This window comes from Pseudomonas sp. FG-3G, from assembly GCF_901007645.1.
Classification (GTDB): Bacteria; Pseudomonadota; Gammaproteobacteria; order Pseudomonadales; family Pseudomonadaceae; genus Aquipseudomonas; species Aquipseudomonas rhizophila.
Genome location: NZ_CAAKGZ010000032.1, coordinates 28,877 through 50,223 on the forward strand (window position 1 = coordinate 28,877; position 21,347 = coordinate 50,223).

Sequence of the window (21,347 nt, forward strand, 5' to 3'; positions counted from 1 at the left end):
AAGCCCGTCAGGAGACGGGCTTCAAAATGTGACAGGTTTCAGCGCTCAGAGAGGCTTGCCGCGGTTGCCATGCTGACTGACAAAGGCCTGCACGGCTTTCAAGTCATTGGGCAACACGGTGCAACGCTCATCTCGCTCAAACAAATCAGAAAGATGTGCGGGTAGTTCGAGCGCTTTTCCTACACCGGCCTTCTCCACCGCTTCCGGAAACTTGACCGGATGAGCAGTGCCCAGGATCACCATCGGAATGTCCAGACTGCGACGGCACTCACGAGCGGCTCTCACACCGATGGCCGTATGTGGATCGAGCAATTCACCGCTCTGCTCGAACACCTCGGCAATGGTCTCGCAGGTTTGCGCATCATCCACCGCCAGGGAGTCAAACAGCTTGCGCGCTTCGGTCCAGCGCTCAGGCTCGACGCTGAAACCACCGCCCTGCCGGAAGCTGTCCATCAGGCCGGCAATTGCCGCGCCATTGCGACCGTGCAGGTCGAACAGCAAGCGCTCGAAGTTCGACGACACCATGATGTCCATGGACGGCGACAGCGTAGCGTGCAGGGTTTCCTTGACGTACTGGTTGCCGCTCATGAAGCGGTGCAGGATGTCGTTGCGGTTGGTGGCGACGATCAACTGGTTGATCGGCAGCCCCATGTTGCGCGCCAGATAACCGGCAAAGATATCGCCGAAGTTACCCGTAGGCACCGAGAACGATACCGAACGGGCCGGGCCGCCCAGTTGCAGGGCCGCGTGGAAGTAATAAACGATCTGGGCCATGATCCGCGCCCAGTTGATCGAGTTCACTGCGACCAGCCGCGTACCTTTGAGGAAGCTCTGGTCGGCAAAACTGGCCTTGACCATTTCCTGGCAGTCATCGAAGTTGCCTTCGATGGCGATGTTATGGATGTTATCGCCGAAAATCGTCGTCATCTGCCGACGCTGCACTTCCGAGACACGGTTGTGCGGGTGCAGGATGAAAATGTCGACGTTCTCGCAATGCTTGCAGCCTTCGATGGCGGCCGAACCGGTATCGCCGGAAGTGGCACCGACAATCACGACACGCTCGCCACGCTTTTGCAGCACGTAGTCCAGCAGACGACCGAGCAATTGCAGGGCGAAGTCCTTGAAAGCCAGGGTCGGGCCGTGGAACAGCTCCATCACCCATTCGTTACCGTTGAGCTGACGCAACGGCGCGATGGCGTTGTGGGAAAAGACGCCATAGGTCTCTTCCAGGATTTTCTTGAAGTCGGCGTCCGGGATGCTGCCGGTGACAAACGGGCGCATGACCCGGAAGGCCAGCTCGTGATACGGCAAGCCGGCCCAGGAGGCGATCTCTTCCTGAGTGAAACGCGGCAGGTTTTCCGGCACATAGAGGCCGCCGTCCGTGGCCAGGCCGGCCAGCAGGACATCTTCGAAATTCAGGGCCGGTGCCTGGCCGCGGGTGCTGATATAGCGCATGGGGGCAAACCTTTGGTTTGAGCTTCGAGCGTCAAGCTGCAAGCTACAAGTTAAAAGCAGCCGGGCTTTTATTTGTAGCTTGCAGCTCATGGCTTGCAGCTGTATTGATTTAACTTGCAGCTTTTAGCTTGGAGCTTGTAGCTGCTTCAATTCAAATGCTCGACGCGGATACGGACCACCGGCCCGACGACGCCCTGGAGAGCCTCCAACGCGGTGATCGCGTCGTTGATGCGCTGCTCGACCACTCGGTGGGTCAGCAGGATCATCGGCACCAGGCCATCGTGTTCCTCGACTTCCTTCTGCATGATCGACTCGATGTTGATGCCGCGCTCCGAAAGGATGCTCGCCACCTGAGCCAGTACCCCTGGGTGGTCCTTGGCCTGGATACGCAGGTAGTAGGCACTTTCGCATGCTTCGATCGGAAGAATCGGATGATCCGACAGCGAGTCCGGCTGGAAAGCCAGGTGCGGCACACGGTTCTCCGGGTCGGAGGTCATCGCACGCACCACATCCACCAGGTCGGCCACCACCGAGGAAGCGGTCGGTTCCATGCCGGCGCCAGCACCGTAGAACAGCGTGGAGCCCGCGGCGTCGCCGTTGACCATCACAGCGTTCATCACGCCGTTGACGTTGGCGATCAGGCGATCGGCCGGGATCAAGGTCGGGTGCACGCGCAGCTCAATGCCACTGGCCGTGCTACGGGCTACGCCCAGGTGCTTGATGCGGTAGCCCAAGGCTTCAGCGTAGTTCACGTCAGCGGTGGTCAGCTTGGTGATGCCTTCGGTGTAGGCCTTGTCGAATTGCAGCGGAATACCAAAGGCGATGGACGCCAGGATCGTCAGCTTGTGCGCCGCGTCGATGCCTTCCACGTCAAAGGTCGGATCGGCTTCTGCGTAACCCAGGGCCTGGGCCTCGGCGAGCACGTCTTCGAAGGTGCGACCCTTTTCGCGCATCTCGGTGAGAATGAAGTTCCCGGTGCCGTTGATGATCCCGGCGACCCAGTTGATGCGGTTGGCCGAAAGGCCTTCACGAATCGCCTTGATCACCGGAATGCCACCGGCCACGGCGGCTTCAAACGCAACGATCACGCCCTTTTCCCGCGCCTTGGCGAAAATCTCATTACCGTGAACAGCGATAAGCGCCTTGTTCGCGGTGACCACATGCTTGCCATTCTCGATGGCCTTGAGTACCAGCTCGCGGGCAACGGTATAGCCGCCCATCAGCTCTATGACGATGTCGATCTCAGGGTTCGTGGCCACTTCGAAGACATCGTTGGTAATCGCAATACCGGTCGTCTGGAACTGAGGCTTTGGCGTGCGCATGGCAATTTGTGCCACTTCGATTCCACGCCCGGCACGACGAGCAATTTCCTCGGCGTTGCGCTGAAGTACGTTGAAGGTGCCGCCACCGACGGTACCTAACCCACAGATGCCTACTTTGACCGGATTCACTCTTGACTCCCCATGAAACGGCCGACGCAAGGTCGGCCGTGAAATACAGCCGCGCAGCAACGCGACTTTGTGTTTAACGGCCCGACGAAGGTTTTCGCCGAGCCGTGATCTTCACAAACGCACTGCCCATGATCATTTGGCACCAAGGGCCAGTTTGGCGACTTGTGGCGCCGGCTGGTAGCCCGGAATCACCTGGCCGTCCGCCAAAACGATGGCCGGCGTACCGTTCACACCGATGGACTGACCGAGGGCGAACTGCTTGGAAACCGGGTTTTCGCACTTGGCGGCCTTGATTTCCTTGCCATCGACCATCTTGTCCATGGCCGCTTTTTTGTCCTTGGAGCACCAGACCGCCTGCAACTGCTCATCACCCGGTGAACCCAGGCCCTGGCGCGGAAACGCCACATAGCGCACTTCGATGCCGCGCTTGTTCAGCTCCGGCACTTCGGCGTGCAGCTTGTGGCAATACGGGCAGGTGGTGTCGGTGAAAACGGTGATGTGGGACTTGGTTTCGCCGACCGCCGGGTAAACCACGGTTTCGGCAACAGGAATGCCGTTGATCAGCTTGGAAATGCCCTGGCGCTCGGTCTTCTCGGTGAGGTTGACCGGCTTGCCACCCTTGAGCTCGAACAGGTTGCCCTGGACGATGTACTGACCGTCGGCGCTGGCGTAGAGCACGCGGCTGCCCTGGAGCTTGACTTCATACAGGCCGGACATGGGGCTGGCGGTGATGGTTTCGATCGGCACCTCCATCTGAAGGTTTTCCAGGCTCTTGCGGATAGCCTTGTCGGCCGCGTCGTCGGCGATGGCAACAGTACTGGCCAACGCAATGGCGGCGGCGGTGAACATCTGGATCAAACGCATGGGAGCTCCTGAGACGGACAAATGGGACGGGGAACGCCGACCGGCAGATTCGGGTTCCAACCGCCCACTGTGCAAACCGGCAAAGCCTACCACATAAGGCCCGCATGGCCGAATGCCGGTGATACAAGGCATATGGATGCCTTTTTTCTGTGTGCTGGCGTGGGTTCACCTATCTGGCGCTCACCACAACTCCCTGTGGGAGCGAGCCTGCTCGCGATAGCGGTGGGTGAGCTTGCATTGATTTTGAATGCGCCACCGTCATCGCGAGCAGGCTCGCTCCCACATGGGCTATCGGGTACTCATCAATCCAGGGATCTTCATTCAGCCTCGGGGGTGATGCTTGGCGTGCAGATCCTGCAACCGCGCCCGAGCGACGTGGGTGTAGATCTGAGTGGTGGACAGGTCGCTGTGGCCCAGCAGCATCTGCACCACACGCAAGTCGGCGCCGTGGTTGAGCAGGTGCGTGGCGAAGGCATGGCGCAAGGTGTGTGGGGACAGTGACTTGCCGATCCCAGCCACCTTGGCCTGGTGCTTGATGCGGTGCCAGAAGGTCTGGCGAGTCATCTGCTCGCCGCGCAGGCTGGGAAACAGCACGTCACTGGGACGCCCGCCCAGCAGTTCATGACGCGCATCGCGCATGTAGCGCTCGACCCAGACGATTGCCTCTTCGCCCATCGGCACCAGACGCTCCTTGCTGCCTTTGCCCATCACCCGCAGCACGCCTTGACGCAGGTTGACCTGCTCCAGCGTGAGACTGATCAGCTCGGTGACCCGCAGGCCGCACGCGTACAAAACCTCCAGCATGGCCCGGTCGCGCTGACCGATGGCCTCGCTGAGATCCGGCGCCGCCAGCAGCGCCTCTACATCAGCTTCAGACAGGGACTTGGGTAACGGTCGCCCCAGCTGCGGCATCTCCACGCGCAAGGTCGGATCCACCGCAATCAGCTTTTCCCGCAGTAAATAACGATAAAACCCACGCAAACCCGAGAGAAAACGTGCGGTCGAGCGCGGCTTGTAGTTCTGCTCCAGACGCCACGCCAGGTGATCGAGGATCAACTCTCGCCCGGCATTGGCCAGCTCCAGGCCTTGTTCCTGCAACCAGCCATTGAACAGCGCCAAGTCGCTGCGATAGGCATCGCGGGTGTTGTCGGACAGCCCCTTCTCCAGCCACAGGGCGTCGAGAAACTGGTCTATCAGCGGGTGATCAATGGCTGGCATAAAAACTCATGAGGGATGCGTGCGTACGCGGCATCGAAATGGAAATGATGAGATGCAGGGTGCTCAAAGACCAAATCGCAGGCAACAAAAAAGCAGCCCGCAGGCTGCTTTTTTTGCATCGGAAGCTGGACTTAAGCCAGTTTTTCCTTGATGCGAGCTGCTTTACCGGACAGGTCACGCAGGTAGTACAGCTTGGCTTTACGTACGTCACCGCGACGCTTGACAGCCATGCTGTCGATTTGCGGGCTGTAGGTCTGGAAAGTACGCTCTACGCCAACACCGTTGGAGATTTTACGAACGGTGAATGCACTGTTTACGCCGCGGTTACGCTTGGCGATAACAACGCCTTCGAACGCTTGCAGACGCGAACGGTCGCCTTCCTTCACTTTCACCTGAACGACAATGGTGTCGCCCGGGGCAAAGGTAGGGATTTCTTTGGTCATCTGCTCTGCTTCGAGTGCAAGAATGATTTTGTTAGTCATGCTGTGCTCCTAAGGCAAGTCGTCGGACTTACCATCGATACGTTGTGAACTATCGTCCCGCTCGCGGATATATTCCTCGAGCAGCTTCTTCTCTTCTCCAGAAAGCGAGCGGCTTTCCAGAAGATCGGCGCGTCGTTCATAGGTCCGACCAAGGGACTGCTGTAAACGCCAACGCCGGATGTGCGCGTGGTTGCCACTTAGCAACACGTCGGGAACACGCTGATCCGCATACACCTCCGGTCGGGTGTAGTGCGGGCAATCCAGCAGACCATCCGTAAAGGAATCTTCCTCGGCGGAATCTGCATGCCCTAAAGCTCCAGGCAGCAGTCGTGTAACCGCATCGATCAGGACCATCGCCGGCAGCTCGCCGCCAGACAGTACATAGTCGCCAATCGACCACTCTTCATCGACATGAGCTTCAATAAAACGCTCGTCAATGCCTTCATAACGGCCGGCAATCAGGATCAATGCATCCGAATTTGCCAGCTCGCGTACCGCCGACTGAGTCAGCTGACGGCCTTGGGGCGACAGGTAAATCACCTTCGCGCCCTCCCCGGCTGCGGTTCTGGCCTGAACCAGAGCGTCTTCCAGGGGCTTGATCTTCATCACCATGCCCGGACCACCGCCAAACGGGCGATCGTCCACAGTGTGATGCCGATCCGTGGTGTAGTCCCGCGGATTCCAACAGGTAAGCTGCAACAGCTCCTGTTTCACCGCGCGGCTGGTTATGCCGTACTCGCTGATGGCGGAAAACATCTCGGGAAACAACGTGATGACTTCAACGCGCAAATTAGCCACGTTTAGAAATCCGCATCCCATTCCACCTTCATCTCGCCTGCTGCAAGGTCGACGGCCAACACGCATTGCTCGGTATAGGGCAACAGGCGTTCGCGATCATCCAGGCTGCCGACGCAAGGCTTGACCACCATGACATCGTTCGAACCGGTCTCGAGCAGGTGATCGATTTTCCCGAGCAATTGCCCGAGGTGGTCGATGACCTTCAGACCCACCAGCTGGTACCAGTAGTACTCGCCGTCGGTCAGTTCAGGGAACAGGTTGCGTGGCACGCAGATCTCAAAACCGGCCAGAAGACGCGCTTCTTCACGATCATCGAGATCCTTGAGCTTTGCGACCAGGAACTTGTCGTTCCCACGTCCGCTGACCAGCTCAACCTGTTTCACGCTACCTTCGCGCTTGAGCGTCCAGGTTTTGTAGTCCAACAGGTTTTTGATCGGATCAGTAAAGGAATACACCTTCACTTCGCCGCGAACGCCATGAACAGAATAGATTTTGCCGACAACGATCAAATCATCAGCATCTTTTGGCGTCGCGTTCATATTGCTCAGGCCGCAGCCTTAGCCGATTCCTTCAACAACTGAGCAACACGCTCAGAAGGTTGTGCACCAACGCTCAGCCAGTAGGCTACGCGCTCTTGGTTCACGGACAGACGAACTTCCTGACCACGGGCAACAGGGTTGAAGAAACCAACCTGCTCCTTGTGGGAACCGTCACGCGGGTTGCGGCTGTCGGTTACGGTCAGGTGGTAAAACGGGCGCTTTTTGGAGCCGCCAAGGGCAAGACGGATTGTTAGCATGTGAACATCGTTCCTGTAGTCGGTGCTGCAAATCTAAATGCACAGCGGGCATAGGTGCCCGAAAGGCCGCATATTCTAAGGAATATCCGGACTTTTGCAAATGTCTTTTTCCGGCGCCTGGCGCCATGCGATCAAGATTTGCCATAGAGCCGTCATGAAAAACGGCAGGTCAGCTCCCGTGCAGCACGGGTTTGCTGGAGATCCCCGCATCCGTGCGGGGCAACGCCGGCATGACAGCCGGCGCAGATTCTTTACATTTTCGGCATGCCGCCGCCGGGCAACATACCGCCCATGCCGCGCATCATCTTGGCCATCCCGCCCTTGGCGGAGAATTTCTTCATCATCTTCTGCATCTGCTTGTGCTGCTTGATCAAGCGACCGATGTCCTGCACCTGGGTACCGGACCCCATAGCGATGCGGCGTTTGCGCGAACCGCTGATCAGCTCAGGGTCGCGGCGCTCGGCCGGGGTCATGGAGTTGATGATGGCTTCCATCTGCTTGAACTGCTTTTCAGCCGCGCCCTGGGCATTGCCCATCTGCGCCAGGTTCACGCCCCCGATGCTCGGCAGTTTATCCATGAGGCCGCCGAGGCCGCCCATGTTCTTCATTTGTTGCAGCTGATCGCGGAAGTCTTCGAGGTCGAAGCCCTTGCCCTTCTTCAGCTTCTTGGCCAGTTTGTCGGCCTTGTCCTTGTCGAGGGTCTGCTCGGCCTGCTCGATCAGGCTGAGCACGTCGCCCATGCCGAGGATCCGCGAGGCAATACGCTCGGGATGGAACGGCTCGAGCGCTTCGCTCTTCTCGCCCATACCGATGAACTTGATCGGCTTGCCAGTGATGGCACGGACCGACAGCGCGGCACCGCCACGGGCATCACCGTCGACCTTGGTCAGGATCACGCCGGTCAGCGGCAGCGCATCACCGAACGCCTTGGCGGTGTTGGCCGCGTCCTGGCCGGTCATGGCATCGACCACGAACAGGGTTTCCACCGGGTTGATCGCGGCATGCAACGCCTTGATCTCGCCCATCATCTCTTCGTCGATGTGCAGGCGACCGGCGGTATCGACGATGACCACGTCGATGAATTTCAGTTTTGCTTCTTTAATAGCCGCCTGGGCGATGTCCACCGGCTTCTGGCTCAGGTCGGACGGGAAGAACGTCACGCCGATGTCGTTGGCCAGGGTTTCGAGCTGTTTGATCGCCGCCGGGCGATAGATGTCCGCGGACACCACCATCACCGACTTCTTCTTGCGCTCTTTAAGGAAGCGCGCCAGCTTGCCGGCCGTGGTGGTCTTGCCCGCGCCCTGCAGGCCGGCCATCAGCACCACCGCTGGCGGCACGGCGCTCAGGTTCAGGTCTTCGTTGGCGGCGCCCATCAGGCTTTCGAGTTCGGCCTGGACGATCTTCACGAACGCCTGGCCCGGCGTCAGGCTGCGCGACACCTCGGCGCCGACGGCGCGTTCCTTGACCGAATTGACGAAGTCCTTGACCACCGGCAGGGCGACGTCGGCTTCGAGCAACGCCATGCGCACTTCGCGCAGGGTGTCTTTGATATTGTCCTCGGTCAGCTTCGCCTTGCCGGTGACATGGCGCAGCGTCTGCGAGAGACGGTCGGTTAGGTTTTCAAACATGCGCGATCCTTTCAGGCCCAGATAAGACCGGGATAATGGCGGCCCAGACCGTAAAAAATGTGCTCGGCGAGCCTGCGGCGTGGGCAGGTCGCGGATTATAGCGAAGACTGCGCCCGGCGCACACCTCGCCGTCAGTTGCGCTGGTCTTTCGTGCGATGGGGATTCTATGCCAAACTCAGCGCCTTTCGGGCCTGCCTAACAGGATTTATGCTCCCCTTGTCACCCAGTTTGCTTGCCTCCCTCGCCGCCGCTTGTCTTTATGCCGCTGCGACCCTCTATCAAGGCTCCCGCCTGGCCACCGGCGCCAAGGCGAACAAACGCCTGCTGGTCATGCTTGGCGTGCTGGCGGTGCTCGGCCACGCGGCCAGCCTTTATACCCACCTGATGACGCCCATTGGCCTGGGCCTGGACTTCTTCAACGCCGCCAGCCTCATTGCCGTGGCCGTGATCGCCCTGACGCTGCTGGCCTGTTCACGCATCCCGGTGGAAAACCTGCTGGTGCTGCTTTTCCCGCTGGGCCTGGCCACGGTGCTGCTGGCGCAATTCGCGCCGTCGGGCACGGTACAGATCATCGATGAAGAACCGGGCATCCTGGCCCACATCCTGCTCTCGATCCTCGCTTACGGCCTGTTCACCATCGCGGTGTTCCAGGCCTTGCTGCTGCTGGTGCAGGATCACCAGCTCAAGCACAAGCACCCTTCCGGGCTGATCCGCAACTTCCCGCCCTTGCAGACCATGGAAAGCCTGTTGTTCGGCTTCCTCTGGGCCGGCTGGACGCTGCTGTCGCTGTCGCTGATCTCTGGCTGGCTGTTCGTCGAAAACCTGTTCGCCCAGCACCTGGTGCACAAAACCCTGCTGGCGTGCCTGGCGTGGGTGGTGTTCAGCGTACTGCTGTGGGGCCGAAATCGTCTGGGCTGGCGCGGCCATAAAGCCATTCGCTGGACCCTGGCCGGTTTCTGCCTGCTGATGCTGGCGTACTTCGGCAGCAAGCTGGTTCGTGAATACATTCTGCATGTCTGACGGACGCCTCTGATGGATATGTTGCCCGTGGGCCCGCTGTTCGCTGTACTGGTCGTGCTGATCCTCTGGTCCGCCCTGTTCACGGCCATCGAAGCCGCCCAGCAGCATTTGCTGGCCCAACGCAAGGCTTCGCGCGCCGGTGACAAACCGCTGGCGAAGCTGAGTTTCCCCCGGGACAGTCTGATTCTGTGCAATACCCTCTGCCGCGCCCTCGCGGTGGTGATCGGAACACTGCTGGCAATTTTTACCTGGCTGCAACACGGCCCCTTGGTAGCCTGGCTCGGTACCAGCGCGGCTCTGCTGGTCTTTGCCGATTACCTGCCGCGCAACCTGGCCACCCGCCATCCCGACGCGGTATTGGCGCTGGGCAACGCCTTGCTTGGCGTACCCTTGAAGATTCTTTATCCATTTGCCTGGCTGTTGAATGGCATCAGTCAATTGCTGTTGCGTCCGTTTGCCCGCCAGGCAAGCGTGGTACAGCAAAACGACGATGAAATGCCCACACCCGTGCGCAACGATCACGAACCCGAACACAACAGCGGTCGGCCGCATCCGGTTTCCGGCATCCATGCCCTGGACAACATTACCGTCAACGATATTCTCGTGCCCCGCAGTGAGGTCGATGGCATTAACCTCGACGACCCCATCGGCGACATCATTGAACAGTTGCGCCTGAACCGCCGCACTCGCCTGCCGGTGTTTCACAGCGACATCAACCAGGTCGAAGCGGTGCTCAACACCCGCCAGATCCGCCACCTGCTCAAGGATGCGAGCCTGACCCAGGAAGCGCTGCTGGCTGCCTGCCACGAACCCTACTTCGTTCCCGAAAGCACGCCACTGCAGCTGCAATTGCTGAACTTCCACAAGCAGCAACGGCGCCTGGGCATGGTGGTGGACGAATATGGCGAAGTGCTGGGCATTGTCACCCTGGAAGACATCCTTGAAGAAATCGTCGGGGAGTTCGAAAGCGAGCACAGCCTCGACAACCCCCACGTCCATCCCCAGCCTGATGGACGCCTCATGATCGATGGCGCCGCGTCGATCCGCGAACTGAACAGGACCCTGGGCTGGCACCTGCCTTGCGAAGGCCCCAAGACCCTCAACGGCCTGGTGACCGAAGCACTGGAGACCATTCCCGAAAGCCCGGTCTGCCTGAAGATCGGCCGCTATCGGCTGGAAATCATCGAAACCGTGGATAACCGCGTCAGCCAGGTGCTGGTGTGGCACAACAGTTCGGTGCCGCTGGCGTCCTAAGCCCTCGCCACAGGGTTGTGCGCAAGCGCCACTATTGTGTACGGGCTCTCTTGTTGAATCGTTAGCCCCCTTCCTATACTCAACCCGCTTATCCAGCGCGCGCCAGCGGGCCGAGGGAGTTCGACCATAATAATTAGCTCCAACGGAGCACTTGACTGTCAGGGATAACCGCATGACAACGACCACTTGCAACGAAGCTGTGTCTGCCCCGCCAACGAACTCCGCCACCCGCGTGGCGACCGCAAGCTTCATCGGCACGGCCATCGAGTTCTATGACTTCTACGTCTACGCCACGGCTGCGGCCCTGGTGATCGGGCCGGTGTTCTTCCCGCAAACCTCAGGCACGGCACAAATGCTCTCGTCCTTCCTGACGTTCGGCATCGCATTCCTCGCTCGCCCGCTGGGTTCGGCGCTGTTCGGCCACTTCGGCGACCGGATCGGGCGCAAGTCCACGCTGGTGGCGTCCCTGCTGCTGATGGGTGTGTGTACCACGCTGATCGGCGTACTGCCCGGTTACGCCAGTATTGGCGCCTGGGCGCCGATCCTGTTGTGCGTGCTGCGTTTTGGCCAGGGGTTGGGCCTGGGCGGTGAATGGGGTGGCGCAGCGTTGCTCGCCACCGAGAACGCGCCCAAGGGCAAACGCGCTTGGTTCGGTATGTTTCCCCAACTGGGGCCCTCGATCGGCTTTCTGGCGGCCAACGGGTTGTTCCTGACCCTGGCCATGACCCTGGACGACGAGCAGTTCCGTTCCTGGGGCTGGCGCATCCCGTTCCTGCTCAGTGCGGTGCTGGTGATCGTCGGCCTCTATGTGCGCCTCAAGCTTCATGAAACACCCGTCTTCGCCGATGCCATGGCCCGCCAGGAACGGGTGAAAGTTCCGCTGGTCGAGCTGTTCAGCCAGTACTGGGCGCCGACGTTGCTGGGTGCCGCGGCGATGGTGGTGTGTTATGCGCTGTTCTACATCTCGACCGTGTTTTCCCTGAGCTACGGTGTGTCCACCCTCGGCTACAGCCGCGAAACCTTCCTCGGCCTGCTGTGCTTTGCGGTGCTGTTCATGGCCGCCGCGACGCCGCTGTCGGCCTGGGCCAGCGACCGCTACGGGCGCAAACCGATATTGCTTATCGGGGGCGTACTGGCAATTGCCTCGGGTTTCCTCATGGAGCCCTTGCTGACCCAGGGCACAACCTTGGGCGTGGCGCTGTTCCTGTGCATCGAGCTGTTTCTGATGGGCGTGACCTTCGCCCCCATGGGCGCCCTGCTACCGGAGCTGTTTCCCACCCATGTGCGCTATACCGGCGCCTCGGCCGCCTACAACCTGGGCGGCATCGTCGGCGCTTCGGCCGCCCCGTTCTTTGCCCAGAAACTGGTGGCAATGGGCGGTTTGAGCTACGTCGGTGGTTATGTCTCGGGGGCCGCAGTGCTCAGCGTGATCGCGGTGCTGTGCCTGAAGGAGACGCGCCATAACGATTTGAACAGGGTCGCCTGAACCATCGGTGCGGGTCCGGCAACAGGCCCGCACCGAACCTGTCACGAGGCTGAATGCCTTGCAATGAAATAACAGCTAACAATCGCCCACCATTGAAACCACCCCTCACCTGCCCCATCTAAGACCCATACTCCATTGCGCAGGTGCCCCATGAGCGACCAGCACTCTACTGAAGCCACGAACGATTACGCCGACTCCGAACATATCGAACACACCTCCTCCGGCACCGGCCTGGCCCTGCCCGGCCAAAACCTGCCGGACAAGGTCTACATCATTCCAATCCACAATCGCCCGTTCTTCCCGGCTCAGGTGCTGCCGGTCATTGTCAATGAGGAACCCTGGGCTGAAACCCTGGAATTGGTCGCCAAATCCGAACACCATTCCCTGGCGCTGTTTTTCATGGACACGCCCCAGGAAGATCCGCGCCACTTCGACACCTCAGCGCTGCCGCTGTATGGCACGCTGGTCAAGGTGCACCACGCCAGTCGCGAAGGCGGCAAACTGCAGTTCGTTGCCCAGGGCCTGACCCGCGTGCGCATCCGCACCTGGCTCAAGCACCATCGCCCACCGTACCTGGTGGAAGTCGAATACCCGCATCAGCCAAGCGAGCCGACCGACGAGGTCAAGGCTTATGGCATGGCGTTGATCAATGCGATCAAGGAACTGCTTCCACTCAATCCACTGTACAGCGAAGAGCTGAAGAACTATCTCAACCGCTTCAGCCCCAACGACCCGTCGCCCCTGACTGACTTTGCCGCCGCGCTCACCTCGGCCACCGGCAGTGAGTTGCAGGAAGTGCTCGATTGCGTCCCCATGCTCAAGCGCATGGAAAAAGTGCTGCCGATGCTGCGCAAGGAAGTTGAAGTCGCGCGGCTGCAGAAGGAGATTTCTGCCGAGGTCAACAACAAGATTGGCGAGCATCAGCGCGAATTCTTCCTCAAGGAGCAGTTGAAGGTCATCCAGCAGGAGCTGGGGCTGACCAAGGACGATCGCAGCGCCGATATCGAACAATTCGAGCAACGGCTGGAGGGCAAGGACTTGCCGGCCCAGGCGCAAAAGCGCATCGAAGAGGAAATGAACAAGCTCTCGATCCTGGAAACCGGCTCGCCGGAATACGCGGTCACCCGCAATTACCTCGATTGGGCGACGTCGGTGCCGTGGGGCGTGTATGGCCAGGACAAGCTCGACCTCAAGCACGCGCGCAAGGTGCTCGACCAGCACCATGCCGGGCTGGGGGACATCAAGGACCGCATCCTCGAGTTTCTCGCCGTGGGTGCCTATAAAGGCGAAATCAGCGGCTCCATCGTGCTGCTGGTGGGGCCGCCGGGGGTGGGCAAGACCAGTGTTGGCAAGTCCATCGCCGAAACCCTGGGTCGGCCGTTCTACCGTTTCAGCGTCGGCGGCATGCGCGATGAAGCCGAAATCAAGGGCCATCGGCGCACCTACATCGGTGCTCAACCGGGCAAGCTGGTGCAGGCGCTTAAAGATGTCGAAGTGATGAACCCGGTGATCATGCTCGACGAGATCGACAAGATGGGTCAGAGCTACCAGGGCGATCCGGCCTCGGCCTTGCTGGAAACCCTCGACCCGGAGCAGAACGTCGAATTCCTCGATCACTACCTGGACCTGCGCCTGGACCTGTCGAAAGTGCTCTTCGTGTGCACCGCCAACACCCTGGACTCGATCCCTGGCCCGCTGCTGGACCGGATGGAAGTGATTCGCCTGTCCGGCTATATCACCGAAGAGAAGGTCGCCATCGCCAAGCGCCATTTGTGGCCCAAACAACTGGCCAAGGCCGGCGTGTCCAAAGGCAGCCTGAATATCACCGACAGCGCCCTCAAGGCCCTGATCGACGGTTATGCCCGTGAAGCCGGGGTGCGGCAGCTGGAGAAACAGCTGGGCAAGCTGGTGCGCAAGGCGGTGATGAAACTGATCGATGACCCGAAAGCCGTGATCAAGCTCGGGCCCAAGGACCTTGAGGCATCGCTGGGCAAGCCGGTGTTCCGCAACGAGCAAGTGCTGTCCGGCATCGGTGTGATTACCGGCCTGGCCTGGACCAGCATGGGCGGCGCGACGCTGCCGATCGAAGCGACGCGCATCCATACGCTCAATCGCGGCTTCAAGCTCACCGGGCAACTGGGGGAGGTGATGAAAGAGTCAGCGGAAATCGCCCACAGCTACGTCAGCTCGCATTTGAAGCAGTTTGGCGGCGATCCGAAGTTCTTCGACGAAGCCTTCGTTCACTTGCACGTACCGGAAGGCGCCACCCCCAAGGACGGTCCGAGTGCCGGGGTGACCATGGCCAGCGCCTTGCTGTCCCTGGCTCGCAACCAGGCGCCGAAAAAAGGCGTGGCCATGACCGGCGAACTGACCCTCACCGGGCACGTGCTGCCGATTGGTGGGGTGCGCGAGAAAGTGATCGCGGCGCGCCGGCAGAAAATCAATGAGCTGATCCTGCCGGAAGCCAACCGGGGCAACTTCGAAGAACTGCCGGACTACCTCAAGGAAGGCGTCACCGTGCACTTCGCCAAGCGGTTTGCCGATGTGGCCAAGGTGTTGTTCTGATAGTCCTGTAGCGCTTGTGCGGGCCTCATCGCGAGCAGGCTCGCTCCCACAGTGGCTTTGTGTTGTTCACAACATGTGTGATCCACACCAACCCTTGTGGGAGCGAGCCTGCTCGCGATAAGGCCATGAGATCCAACACATGCCCCGCTGACACACCCAGTAGCATCTTCGGTTATGCTCGCCGTTCGTCGTGAATGCCGGAGCCCTTATGTCCCTCACCCGCCTGCTCGTCCCTTTCAGCCTCGCCCTGCTGAGTGCCTGCGCCACGCAACCGAAACACAACGTGACCGTGGAAAAACTGAGCCAGTGCCCGGTGCAGCTCACTAACGGCCAGAACCTGATCCTGAATTTGCCCAGCAACCCCAGCACCGGTTATCGCTGGGCGGTCCAGGATTCGGCTGGCGGCGTGCTGAAGGCCTTGGGGCCTGAGGTTTACCGCAACCCGGAAGACGCCGGCATCGTCGGCGCGGCCGGGGTATCAACCTGGCGTTTCCAGGCCTTTGCTGCCGGAACCGGTCGCTTGCGCCTGACTTATCAACAGCCCTGGGCACCTGAAGTGCCGCCGGTGGAAACCTTCGACTGCGCCATTTCGGTGAATTGACCATGGGTTGGCTGATCCTTGCATTGATGGGCGCGGCCACCTATGTGTACGGGCTCACTGTGCATGCCACCCTGCTGTGCCTGCTGGTCAAGCCGATGCCGGTGCTGGCCCTGCTCGGCTGGCTGCACGATGCGCCACCCAGCGAATATCGACGCTGGATCAGCCTGGGCCTGATTTTCTCGCTGGTGGGCGATGTGCTGCTGGCTTGGCCCGGGGATCTGTTCGTGTTCGGCCTTGGCGCGTTTCTGCTGGCGCACCTGGCCTATCTGAAAGCCTACCTCAGCGACTGTCGCCGTCCGGCGTTGCTATCGCTGGCCCTGGCATTGGGGCTTGGCGCAACGCTGCTGGGGATTCTGATATCGAGCGGTCTGGGGCCTTTGCTCGTCCCGGTGATTGTCTATGGCCTGGCCATCAGCGCCATGCTCTGGCGTGCGCTGGCGCGATTGGGCACTGAAGTCCCCGAGCGCTCGGCCTGGCTGGCCGCTGCCGGGGCTCTGGCGTTTGTGTTTTCCGACAGCGTCATTGGCATAAACCGGTTCGTGGCGCCCTTTCATGCCGCGCCTTACCTGATCATCATCAGTTATTGGCTGGGCCAGTGGGGCATTGCGGCGTCGGCCTTCACTCAAAAAAACCACTGAACCAGAGAGCAAGCCCGGCGCTCACAAAGGCTCGCTCCCACAGGTTTTTTGGTTAAAATGCCGGCCTTTTCACCACCCATGCTGCTGGAACTGCCGTGAGCAAAGAACCCGATCGTCTATTCGCCCAGCCCCTGGCCCAGGTGCCTGACTTCGCCTTTAACGAGGACGTGGTGCGGGTGTTTCCGGACATGATCAAGCGTTCGGTGCCGGGTTACCCGACCATCGTCGAGAACCTGGGCGTGCTCGCCGCGCAATTTGCCCAGCCGGGCAGCGTCCTCTACGACCTGGGCTCGTCCCTGGGCGCGGTGACCCAGGCCCTGCGCCGCCATGTGCGCACCGACGGTTGCCGGGTGATTGCGGTGGATAACTCGGCGGCCATGGTCGAGCGCTGCCGCGAGTACCTTAACGGCCAGGACTCGATGTTCCAGGAGTTGCTGCCGGTTGAAGTGATCGAAGGCGACATCCTCGCCCTGACGTTCCAGCCGGCCTCGGTGGTAGCGCTGAACTTCACCCTGCAATTCATCGCGCCGGATCAGCGTACCGCCTTGTTGAGCCGCATCCGCCAGTCCCTGCTGCCCGGCGGTGCGTTGATCCTCTCGGAGAAGCTGCGCTTTAACGATGAACAAGAGCACGCGCTGCTCAACGACCTGCATGTGGCGTTCAAGCGCGCCAACGGCTACAGCGAGCTGGAAATCGCCCAGAAGCGCAGCGCCATCGAAAACGTCATGAAGCCCGACAGCCTCGAAGAACACCGCGAACGCCTGCTGGCGGCCGGGTTCTCGAAAGTCGTGCCGTGGTTCCAGTGTCTTAATTTTGCCTCGTTGATTGCCCTGCCATGATTGATCTGTCTCCCCTGGCCCGCCACCTGGCCGGCACCCCCCTGGCCGATTGGGCCGCGACGTTGCAAACGCAACTGGACAGCAAAATGGAAAAGGGTCATGGCGACCTGGAGCGTTGGCAGAGCGCCCTCGATGCCTTGCCGGTGCTGCAACCGACCCGGATTGACCTGCTGAACGGCCTGACCCTCGACACCGATTGCAGCGACGAAACCCGAGCACAAATGCGTACGGCGCTGATGGGCCTGTCGCCATGGCGCAAAGGGCCTTTCGACCTGTTTGGCGTGCACGTTGACACCGAATGGCGTTCGGACTGGAAGTGGTCGCGGGTCGCCCCGCACCTGGACCTGGTGGGCAAGCGCATCCTCGATGTGGGCTGCGGCAACGGTTATTACATGTGGCGGATGCTCGGTGCCGGTGCCGACACGGTGATCGGCGTCGACCCCAACTGGCTGTTCTTCTGCCAGTTCCAGGCGGTGCAGCGCTACCTCTCGCAGCCCAACGCCTGGCACCTGCCTTTCCCATTCGAGGCGCTGCCGCCGGAGCTGGAAGGCTTCGATACGGTGTTTTCCATGGGCGTGTTCTACCATCGCCGCTCGCCGATCGAGCATTTGCTGGCGCTCAAGGATTGCCTGGTCAAGGGCGGAGAGCTGGTATTGGAAACATTGGTGATCGAGGGCGACGAACATCAGGTTCTGGTGCCCGAGGATCGTTACGCGCAGATGCGTAACGTCTGGTTCCTGCCTTCAGTCCCAGCCCTGGAACGCTGGCTGCGCCGCGCCGGGTTCAGCGATGTGCGCTGTGTGGACGTGAGCTTGACCACCGTGGAAGAACAGCGCAGCACCGAGTGGATGAAGTATCAGTCGCTTAGCGACTTTCTCGATCCCGCCGACCACAGCAAAACCATCGAAGGACTGCCGGCGCCAATGCGGGCGGTGATTGTGGCGCGGAAATAAATCGCCCAGGTACCATAACCCCCCTCTGTGGGAGCGGGCTTGCTCGCGAAGGCGGCAGCACATTCAACATGAATGCAAGCTGACCCACCGCTATCGCGAGCAAGCTCAGCTCCCACAGGGATTGTGGTGAACGCAGGATCTGTGGACACCCGGGACCCCATGTGGGAGCTGAGCTTGCTCGCGATGGCGGCGGACCATTCAACATCTATGTGACTGACACGCCGCTTTCGCGAGCAAGCCCGCTCCCACAGGGTACAGCGTCAGTCTTGGGATTTGGCTCTGCGGGCCTTGAAAAACTCGCTCAACACCGCACTGCACTCGTCAGCCAACACCCCGCCCTCGAACATCACCCGGTGATTCAGAAACCCCTGGCTGAAAAATTGCCCCTGGCTCTGCACAATGCCGGCCTTGGGCTCCAGGGCGCCGTAGACGACCCGGGCGATGCGCGAGTGAACGATGAGGCCGGCGCACATGCTGCACGGCTCCAGCGTCACATAGAGGGTGCTGCCGGGCAGGCGATAGTTGCTCACGGCCTGGGCGGCGGCGCGGATGGCGACCATTTCCGCATGGGCGCTGGGGTCGTGGCCGCTGATCGGGCAGTTGAAGCCGCGGCCGATGATCTCACCGTCCTGCACCAGCACCGCGCCCACCGGCACTTCACCCAAAGCCGCGCCTTGTGCGGCGAGGCTCAGGGCTTCGCGCATGAAATCCTGGTCACGGCTGCGGTCGATGATTTTGGCGGGGCGAATCTGGCGCATCACGCCACCTCGATGGCGGCCATCAGGCCGGTTTCCATGTGGTCGATCACATGGCAATGGAACATCCACACGCCTGGGTTATCCGCCACCAGCGCCACCTGCGCCCGCTCGTTCTTGCCCAGCAGATAGGTGTCGGTGAAATACGGGATGACCTTGTGCCGGTTGGATGCAATCACCTTGAAGCTCATGCCGTGCAAATGGATCGGATGCTGGTACTGAGTCATGTTCTTCAATTCGAAAATATAGCTCTGGCCTTTTTTCAACGTGGCGATTGGCCGGTCGGCGCAGGTCTTGTCGGTGATGTCCCAGGCCTTGCCGTTGATCTGCCACAAACTCGGTGGTTTGCCGTTGTCGACATTGACCGACACCGAACCGACCCACTCGAAATTGAAGTTGAGTTTCTCGGCATTGGCCAGGTCTGGCTCGGCCACCGGGTTAGGTGGCAACGCAGGCGGCCACTGGGCCGGCGCCTCGTTGTTGGGCACGGAGCGCAAAGTGCCCAGCCGCACCGGACCATTGCGCAATGACAACTCCTCCCCGGCCGCCGGCGCCTTGATCGCCAGACAAATGCGCATGCCCGGACCCAGCCAGTATTCCTTGCCCAGCGGGCGCGGTTCGATAGGGTTGCCGTCCAACGCATAGATCTGCGCTTCAACGCCGGGGATGTTGATGCGGTAAGTGAGAGTGTTGTCGAGATTGAGCAAACGCACCCGGGTGATCTGCCCGGCCGGCAGATCAATCACCGGCAGCGGCTCGCCGTTGATAGTCGACAGACGCCCGGCCGTCCCTCCACGCGCCGCTTCACGGGGAATGCTGAAGGCGACGAACTCGCCTTGCTCATCCACATGCCAGTTCTTGAGGCTGAGGGTTTGTTCGTATTTGAAGCCGGTGGGCTCACGCTCCTCGACAATCAAAGGCCCAACGAGCCCGCGACCGAGCTCCTCGCTGCTGTTGACGTGGGGGTGATACCAATAGCTGCCGGCGTCCGGCACGCGGAATTTGTAATCGAAGTATTCACCCGGCAGCACCGGCAATTGCGAGACATACGGCACGCCGTCCATCTCCAGCGGCAGACGGATACCGTGCCAGTGAATGGTGGTCGCAACCGGCAGGTGATTAATGAAGCGCACCCGCAACCATTCGCCCTGACGCACCCGCAATTCAGTACCCGGTGCCGACGGACCAAAAGCCCAGGCCTGGGTCTTGTGCCCGGCCACCAGCTCCACGTCCAGGGGCGCGGCGATCAACTCATAGTCGTGACCGGCCTCGGCATCGGCCATCTTGCCCAACCAATACCGCGACGCGCCCCCCGCCCCTACGCCCACGACAACAAGACCGGCCAGGCCACCGAGTATTTGGCGACGGGTAAAGGACATGAAGCGACCACCTCTTGAATCTGCGGCGGACCCTGGGGCCCGCAAAAGGCGAATACGATACACCCGCAATTGAGAAATATTAAGTGAAGGATTGTCGCGTCGCCCGGTCGAGCCATCATCGTCAGATGCGACAAGGGCGCCTAATGGCGCCCCAAGCGGTTCAGACCGTCACCCAACCAAAGCTTCCAACTCTCTGACAGCCAAGCCAGGTAACCGCCGCCCCTCTTTCGCAACGTTGACCTGCAAAGCCACCTGCGCCAGATCCAACACGTGCTTGGGAAGTGAATAGCTGCCCTTGGCCTGCAGCCAGGTCAGGATGTCTGCCAAGTGCCAGATAGACGAACTCCCTTCGTGCACAGGCGTCGGGAAGCTGCCAGGATGAGCCAACATCAGCTTGCGCATGTTCTGTCGAGATACGCCTACGATTTCGGCTACGTCGGTCAGCCCGACCCAATCAGGAGCAACCTCGATCAGTTTGGCCGACGGCACCGCGCGGCGGACATCGCCCAGGGCACTAAGCACGGCCTTGATCGCATCCTCAGCCTCCCGAGTGAACTCAAGCGCCAGCCGCCCCGGTTGCCCAATGCCTACCAGAGCGTCGTCGCAGCCAGCCTCACCCAGCCGCTCGACCAGTTCATCCGCGGGACAGTCATCACCAGCGAGCTGATATTTCAAGGTAAAGGTGTATTCCATTTCCTAGTCCTCAGCACCGTCATCAGCTTCGCGCCAATTACGATGCGCAGTGCAATTGTCCACAACGCGCCGCAATGCTCGCGCGTGATTGCCAGGGTTCTTTGGCGTGCTCCATATCGACGTAATACAGAACTCACCGCAGCGGCAGTCCTCATCGTTATAAGGACAATAAGCCCGCCCCCAGGCGTGACTACCGCCAACTACTACACGCCAGCCCTGCGCTTCGGCATGCCTAAGCACTTCTTCGACCTCTTTCTTCGGGTGCGAGGGACGACTCATCCGTGATCTCCAGTATTCGCATGGCCCACTAGGTTGTCAATCGACAACCTTGGCCCGCTCTTCAATAGCTGCGATACCCGCAGGCCATACCGCCCGATGATAAGCGCCTCTCGGCCCCCGCTGAGACGGTAATCGTAGCGAAACGTGACGGGAAAACCGCCTGACAGAAGCTTTCCTCAGGAGACCCGCAGAT

21 protein-coding genes are annotated in these 21,347 nt (G+C 60.6%); 8 read left to right on the forward strand and 13 right to left on the reverse strand.

The annotated features are described in order from the left end of the window. Window positions 1-45: 45 nt before the first annotated feature. The 9 genes from thrC to ffh all read right to left on the reverse strand — a co-directional run bounded on the left by thrC (window position 46) and on the right by ffh (window position 8,692). A complete protein-coding gene (gene thrC, locus PSEUDOMOFG3G_RS21450) occupies window positions 46-1,455 on the reverse strand; it encodes a threonine synthase (RefSeq protein WP_047227507.1) in 1,410 nt (469 codons plus the stop codon). Window positions 1,456-1,601: 146 nt separating this feature from the next. Beyond that, window positions 1,602-2,906 carry a homoserine dehydrogenase gene (locus PSEUDOMOFG3G_RS21455; RefSeq protein WP_047227506.1) on the reverse strand — a complete coding sequence of 435 codons (1,305 nt, stop codon included), beginning with the start codon at window positions 2,904-2,906 and terminating at the stop codon, window positions 1,602-1,604. Window positions 2,907-3,038: 132 nt separating this feature from the next. Further along, window positions 3,039-3,770, reverse strand: a complete 732-nt coding sequence (gene dsbC / locus PSEUDOMOFG3G_RS21460; protein ID WP_092402674.1) for a bifunctional protein-disulfide isomerase/oxidoreductase DsbC — start codon at window positions 3,768-3,770, stop codon at window positions 3,039-3,041. Between the two features lie 321 nt (window positions 3,771-4,091). Next, a complete protein-coding gene (gene xerD / locus PSEUDOMOFG3G_RS21465) occupies window positions 4,092-4,988 on the reverse strand; it encodes a site-specific tyrosine recombinase XerD (protein ID WP_047227504.1) in 897 nt (298 codons plus the stop codon). A gap of 131 nt (window positions 4,989-5,119) precedes the next feature. Further along, window positions 5,120-5,470, reverse strand: coding sequence for a 50S ribosomal protein L19 (gene rplS / locus PSEUDOMOFG3G_RS21470; RefSeq protein WP_003175895.1), 351 nt, complete (start codon window positions 5,468-5,470; stop codon window positions 5,120-5,122). A gap of 9 nt (window positions 5,471-5,479) precedes the next feature. Further along, window positions 5,480-6,289: a tRNA (guanosine(37)-N1)-methyltransferase TrmD gene (trmD, locus tag PSEUDOMOFG3G_RS21475; protein WP_171061421.1), complete on the reverse strand. Its 810-nt coding sequence runs from the start codon at window positions 6,287-6,289 to the stop codon at window positions 5,480-5,482. Beyond that, window positions 6,271-6,807 carry a ribosome maturation factor RimM gene (gene rimM / locus PSEUDOMOFG3G_RS21480; RefSeq protein WP_047227502.1) on the reverse strand — a complete coding sequence of 179 codons (537 nt, stop codon included), beginning with the start codon at window positions 6,805-6,807 and terminating at the stop codon, window positions 6,271-6,273. The genes trmD and rimM overlap by 19 nt, the downstream gene beginning before the upstream one ends. 5 nt (window positions 6,808-6,812) lie before the next feature. Then, complete coding sequence (rpsP, locus tag PSEUDOMOFG3G_RS21485) at window positions 6,813-7,064, reverse strand: 30S ribosomal protein S16 (protein WP_003198088.1); 252 nt, start codon at window positions 7,062-7,064, stop codon at window positions 6,813-6,815. Window positions 7,065-7,315: 251 nt separating this feature from the next. Continuing rightward, window positions 7,316-8,692, reverse strand: coding sequence for a signal recognition particle protein (gene ffh / locus PSEUDOMOFG3G_RS21490; protein ID WP_047227501.1), 1,377 nt, complete (start codon window positions 8,690-8,692; stop codon window positions 7,316-7,318). A 207-nt stretch (window positions 8,693-8,899) separates the two neighbouring features. Between ffh and PSEUDOMOFG3G_RS21495 the strand changes: the two genes are divergently transcribed. The 8 genes from PSEUDOMOFG3G_RS21495 to cmoB all read left to right on the forward strand — a co-directional run bounded on the left by PSEUDOMOFG3G_RS21495 (window position 8,900) and on the right by cmoB (window position 18,048). Beyond that, complete coding sequence (locus tag PSEUDOMOFG3G_RS21495; RefSeq protein WP_047227500.1) at window positions 8,900-9,712, forward strand: inner membrane protein YpjD; 813 nt, start codon at window positions 8,900-8,902, stop codon at window positions 9,710-9,712. 12 nt (window positions 9,713-9,724) lie between these two features. Beyond that, complete coding sequence (locus PSEUDOMOFG3G_RS21500) at window positions 9,725-10,966, forward strand: HlyC/CorC family transporter (protein ID WP_139051086.1); 1,242 nt, start codon at window positions 9,725-9,727, stop codon at window positions 10,964-10,966. Window positions 10,967-11,138: 172 nt separating this feature from the next. Further along, on the forward strand, window positions 11,139-12,452 hold the full coding sequence (locus tag PSEUDOMOFG3G_RS21505) for an MFS transporter (RefSeq protein ID WP_047227498.1): 1,314 nt from the start codon (window positions 11,139-11,141) through the stop codon (window positions 12,450-12,452). Window positions 12,453-12,602: 150 nt separating this feature from the next. Further along, a complete protein-coding gene (gene lon, locus PSEUDOMOFG3G_RS21510; protein ID WP_047227497.1) occupies window positions 12,603-15,017 on the forward strand; it encodes an endopeptidase La in 2,415 nt (804 codons plus the stop codon). 208 nt (window positions 15,018-15,225) lie between these two features. Then, the gene (locus PSEUDOMOFG3G_RS21515; protein WP_107321546.1) at window positions 15,226-15,618 is read left to right on the forward strand and encodes a protease inhibitor I42 family protein; all 393 of its coding nucleotides are present in this window, start codon (window positions 15,226-15,228) and stop codon (window positions 15,616-15,618) included. Between the two features lie 2 nt (window positions 15,619-15,620). Further along, entirely contained in the window at window positions 15,621-16,256 is a 636-nt protein-coding gene (locus PSEUDOMOFG3G_RS21520) for a lysoplasmalogenase (RefSeq protein WP_047227495.1), read from the forward strand. Window positions 16,257-16,351: 95 nt separating this feature from the next. Beyond that, entirely contained in the window at window positions 16,352-17,095 is a 744-nt protein-coding gene (gene cmoA, locus PSEUDOMOFG3G_RS21525) for a carboxy-S-adenosyl-L-methionine synthase CmoA (RefSeq protein WP_139051087.1), read from the forward strand. Continuing rightward, on the forward strand, window positions 17,092-18,048 hold the full coding sequence (gene cmoB, locus PSEUDOMOFG3G_RS21530) for a tRNA 5-methoxyuridine(34)/uridine 5-oxyacetic acid(34) synthase CmoB (RefSeq protein ID WP_139051088.1): 957 nt from the start codon (window positions 17,092-17,094) through the stop codon (window positions 18,046-18,048). Before cmoA ends, cmoB begins: the two co-directional genes overlap by 4 nt. Before the next feature lie 260 nt (window positions 18,049-18,308). Here the strand turns inward: cmoB and tadA are convergent, their stop codons facing one another. From tadA to PSEUDOMOFG3G_RS28165, 4 genes are all read right to left on the reverse strand, one after another. After that, window positions 18,309-18,806, reverse strand: a complete 498-nt coding sequence (gene tadA, locus PSEUDOMOFG3G_RS21535) for a tRNA adenosine(34) deaminase TadA (protein ID WP_047227492.1) — start codon at window positions 18,804-18,806, stop codon at window positions 18,309-18,311. Next, window positions 18,806-20,182 carry a multicopper oxidase family protein gene (locus PSEUDOMOFG3G_RS21540; RefSeq protein ID WP_047227491.1) on the reverse strand — a complete coding sequence of 459 codons (1,377 nt, stop codon included), beginning with the start codon at window positions 20,180-20,182 and terminating at the stop codon, window positions 18,806-18,808. The genes tadA and PSEUDOMOFG3G_RS21540 overlap by 1 nt, the downstream gene beginning before the upstream one ends. 168 nt (window positions 20,183-20,350) lie before the next feature. Next, complete coding sequence (locus tag PSEUDOMOFG3G_RS21545) at window positions 20,351-20,875, reverse strand: AlpA family transcriptional regulator (RefSeq protein WP_139051089.1); 525 nt, start codon at window positions 20,873-20,875, stop codon at window positions 20,351-20,353. A gap of 3 nt (window positions 20,876-20,878) precedes the next feature. Next, on the reverse strand, window positions 20,879-21,154 hold the full coding sequence (locus PSEUDOMOFG3G_RS28165; protein ID WP_107321543.1) for a hypothetical protein: 276 nt from the start codon (window positions 21,152-21,154) through the stop codon (window positions 20,879-20,881). Between the last annotated feature and the right edge of the window lie 193 nt (window positions 21,155-21,347).

What these genes read in the sequence shown, in the direction of transcription:
- thrC (WP_047227507.1), bottom strand. Translation starts at nt 1,455, where the DNA reads ATGCGCTATATCAGCACCCGCGGCCAGGCACCGGCCCTGAATTTCGAA.
- dsbC (WP_092402674.1), bottom strand. Translation starts at nt 3,770, where the DNA reads ATGCGTTTGATCCAGATGTTCACCGCCGCCGCCATTGCGTTGGCCAGT.
- xerD (WP_047227504.1), bottom strand. Translation starts at nt 4,988, where the DNA reads ATGCCAGCCATTGATCACCCGCTGATAGACCAGTTTCTCGACGCCCTG.
- rplS (WP_003175895.1), bottom strand. Translation starts at nt 5,470, where the DNA reads ATGACTAACAAAATCATTCTTGCACTCGAAGCAGAGCAGATGACCAAA.
- trmD (WP_171061421.1), bottom strand. Translation starts at nt 6,289, where the DNA reads ATGGGATGCGGATTTCTAAACGTGGCTAATTTGCGCGTTGAAGTCATC.
- rimM (WP_047227502.1), bottom strand. Translation starts at nt 6,807, where the DNA reads ATGAACGCGACGCCAAAAGATGCTGATGATTTGATCGTTGTCGGCAAA.
- rpsP (WP_003198088.1), bottom strand. Translation starts at nt 7,064, where the DNA reads ATGCTAACAATCCGTCTTGCCCTTGGCGGCTCCAAAAAGCGCCCGTTT.
- ffh (WP_047227501.1), bottom strand. Translation starts at nt 8,692, where the DNA reads ATGTTTGAAAACCTAACCGACCGTCTCTCGCAGACGCTGCGCCATGTC.
- PSEUDOMOFG3G_RS21495 (WP_047227500.1), top strand. Translation starts at nt 8,900, where the DNA reads ATGCTCCCCTTGTCACCCAGTTTGCTTGCCTCCCTCGCCGCCGCTTGT.
- PSEUDOMOFG3G_RS21500 (WP_139051086.1), top strand. Translation starts at nt 9,725, where the DNA reads ATGGATATGTTGCCCGTGGGCCCGCTGTTCGCTGTACTGGTCGTGCTG.
- PSEUDOMOFG3G_RS21505 (WP_047227498.1), top strand. Translation starts at nt 11,139, where the DNA reads ATGACAACGACCACTTGCAACGAAGCTGTGTCTGCCCCGCCAACGAAC.
- lon (WP_047227497.1), top strand. Translation starts at nt 12,603, where the DNA reads ATGAGCGACCAGCACTCTACTGAAGCCACGAACGATTACGCCGACTCC.
- PSEUDOMOFG3G_RS21515 (WP_107321546.1), top strand. Translation starts at nt 15,226, where the DNA reads ATGTCCCTCACCCGCCTGCTCGTCCCTTTCAGCCTCGCCCTGCTGAGT.
- PSEUDOMOFG3G_RS21520 (WP_047227495.1), top strand. Translation starts at nt 15,621, where the DNA reads ATGGGTTGGCTGATCCTTGCATTGATGGGCGCGGCCACCTATGTGTAC.
- cmoB (WP_139051088.1), top strand. Translation starts at nt 17,092, where the DNA reads ATGATTGATCTGTCTCCCCTGGCCCGCCACCTGGCCGGCACCCCCCTG.
- tadA (WP_047227492.1), bottom strand. Translation starts at nt 18,806, where the DNA reads ATGCGCCAGATTCGCCCCGCCAAAATCATCGACCGCAGCCGTGACCAG.
- PSEUDOMOFG3G_RS21540 (WP_047227491.1), bottom strand. Translation starts at nt 20,182, where the DNA reads ATGTCCTTTACCCGTCGCCAAATACTCGGTGGCCTGGCCGGTCTTGTT.
- PSEUDOMOFG3G_RS21545 (WP_139051089.1), bottom strand. Translation starts at nt 20,875, where the DNA reads ATGGAATACACCTTTACCTTGAAATATCAGCTCGCTGGTGATGACTGT.
- PSEUDOMOFG3G_RS28165 (WP_107321543.1), bottom strand. Translation starts at nt 21,154, where the DNA reads ATGAGTCGTCCCTCGCACCCGAAGAAAGAGGTCGAAGAAGTGCTTAGG.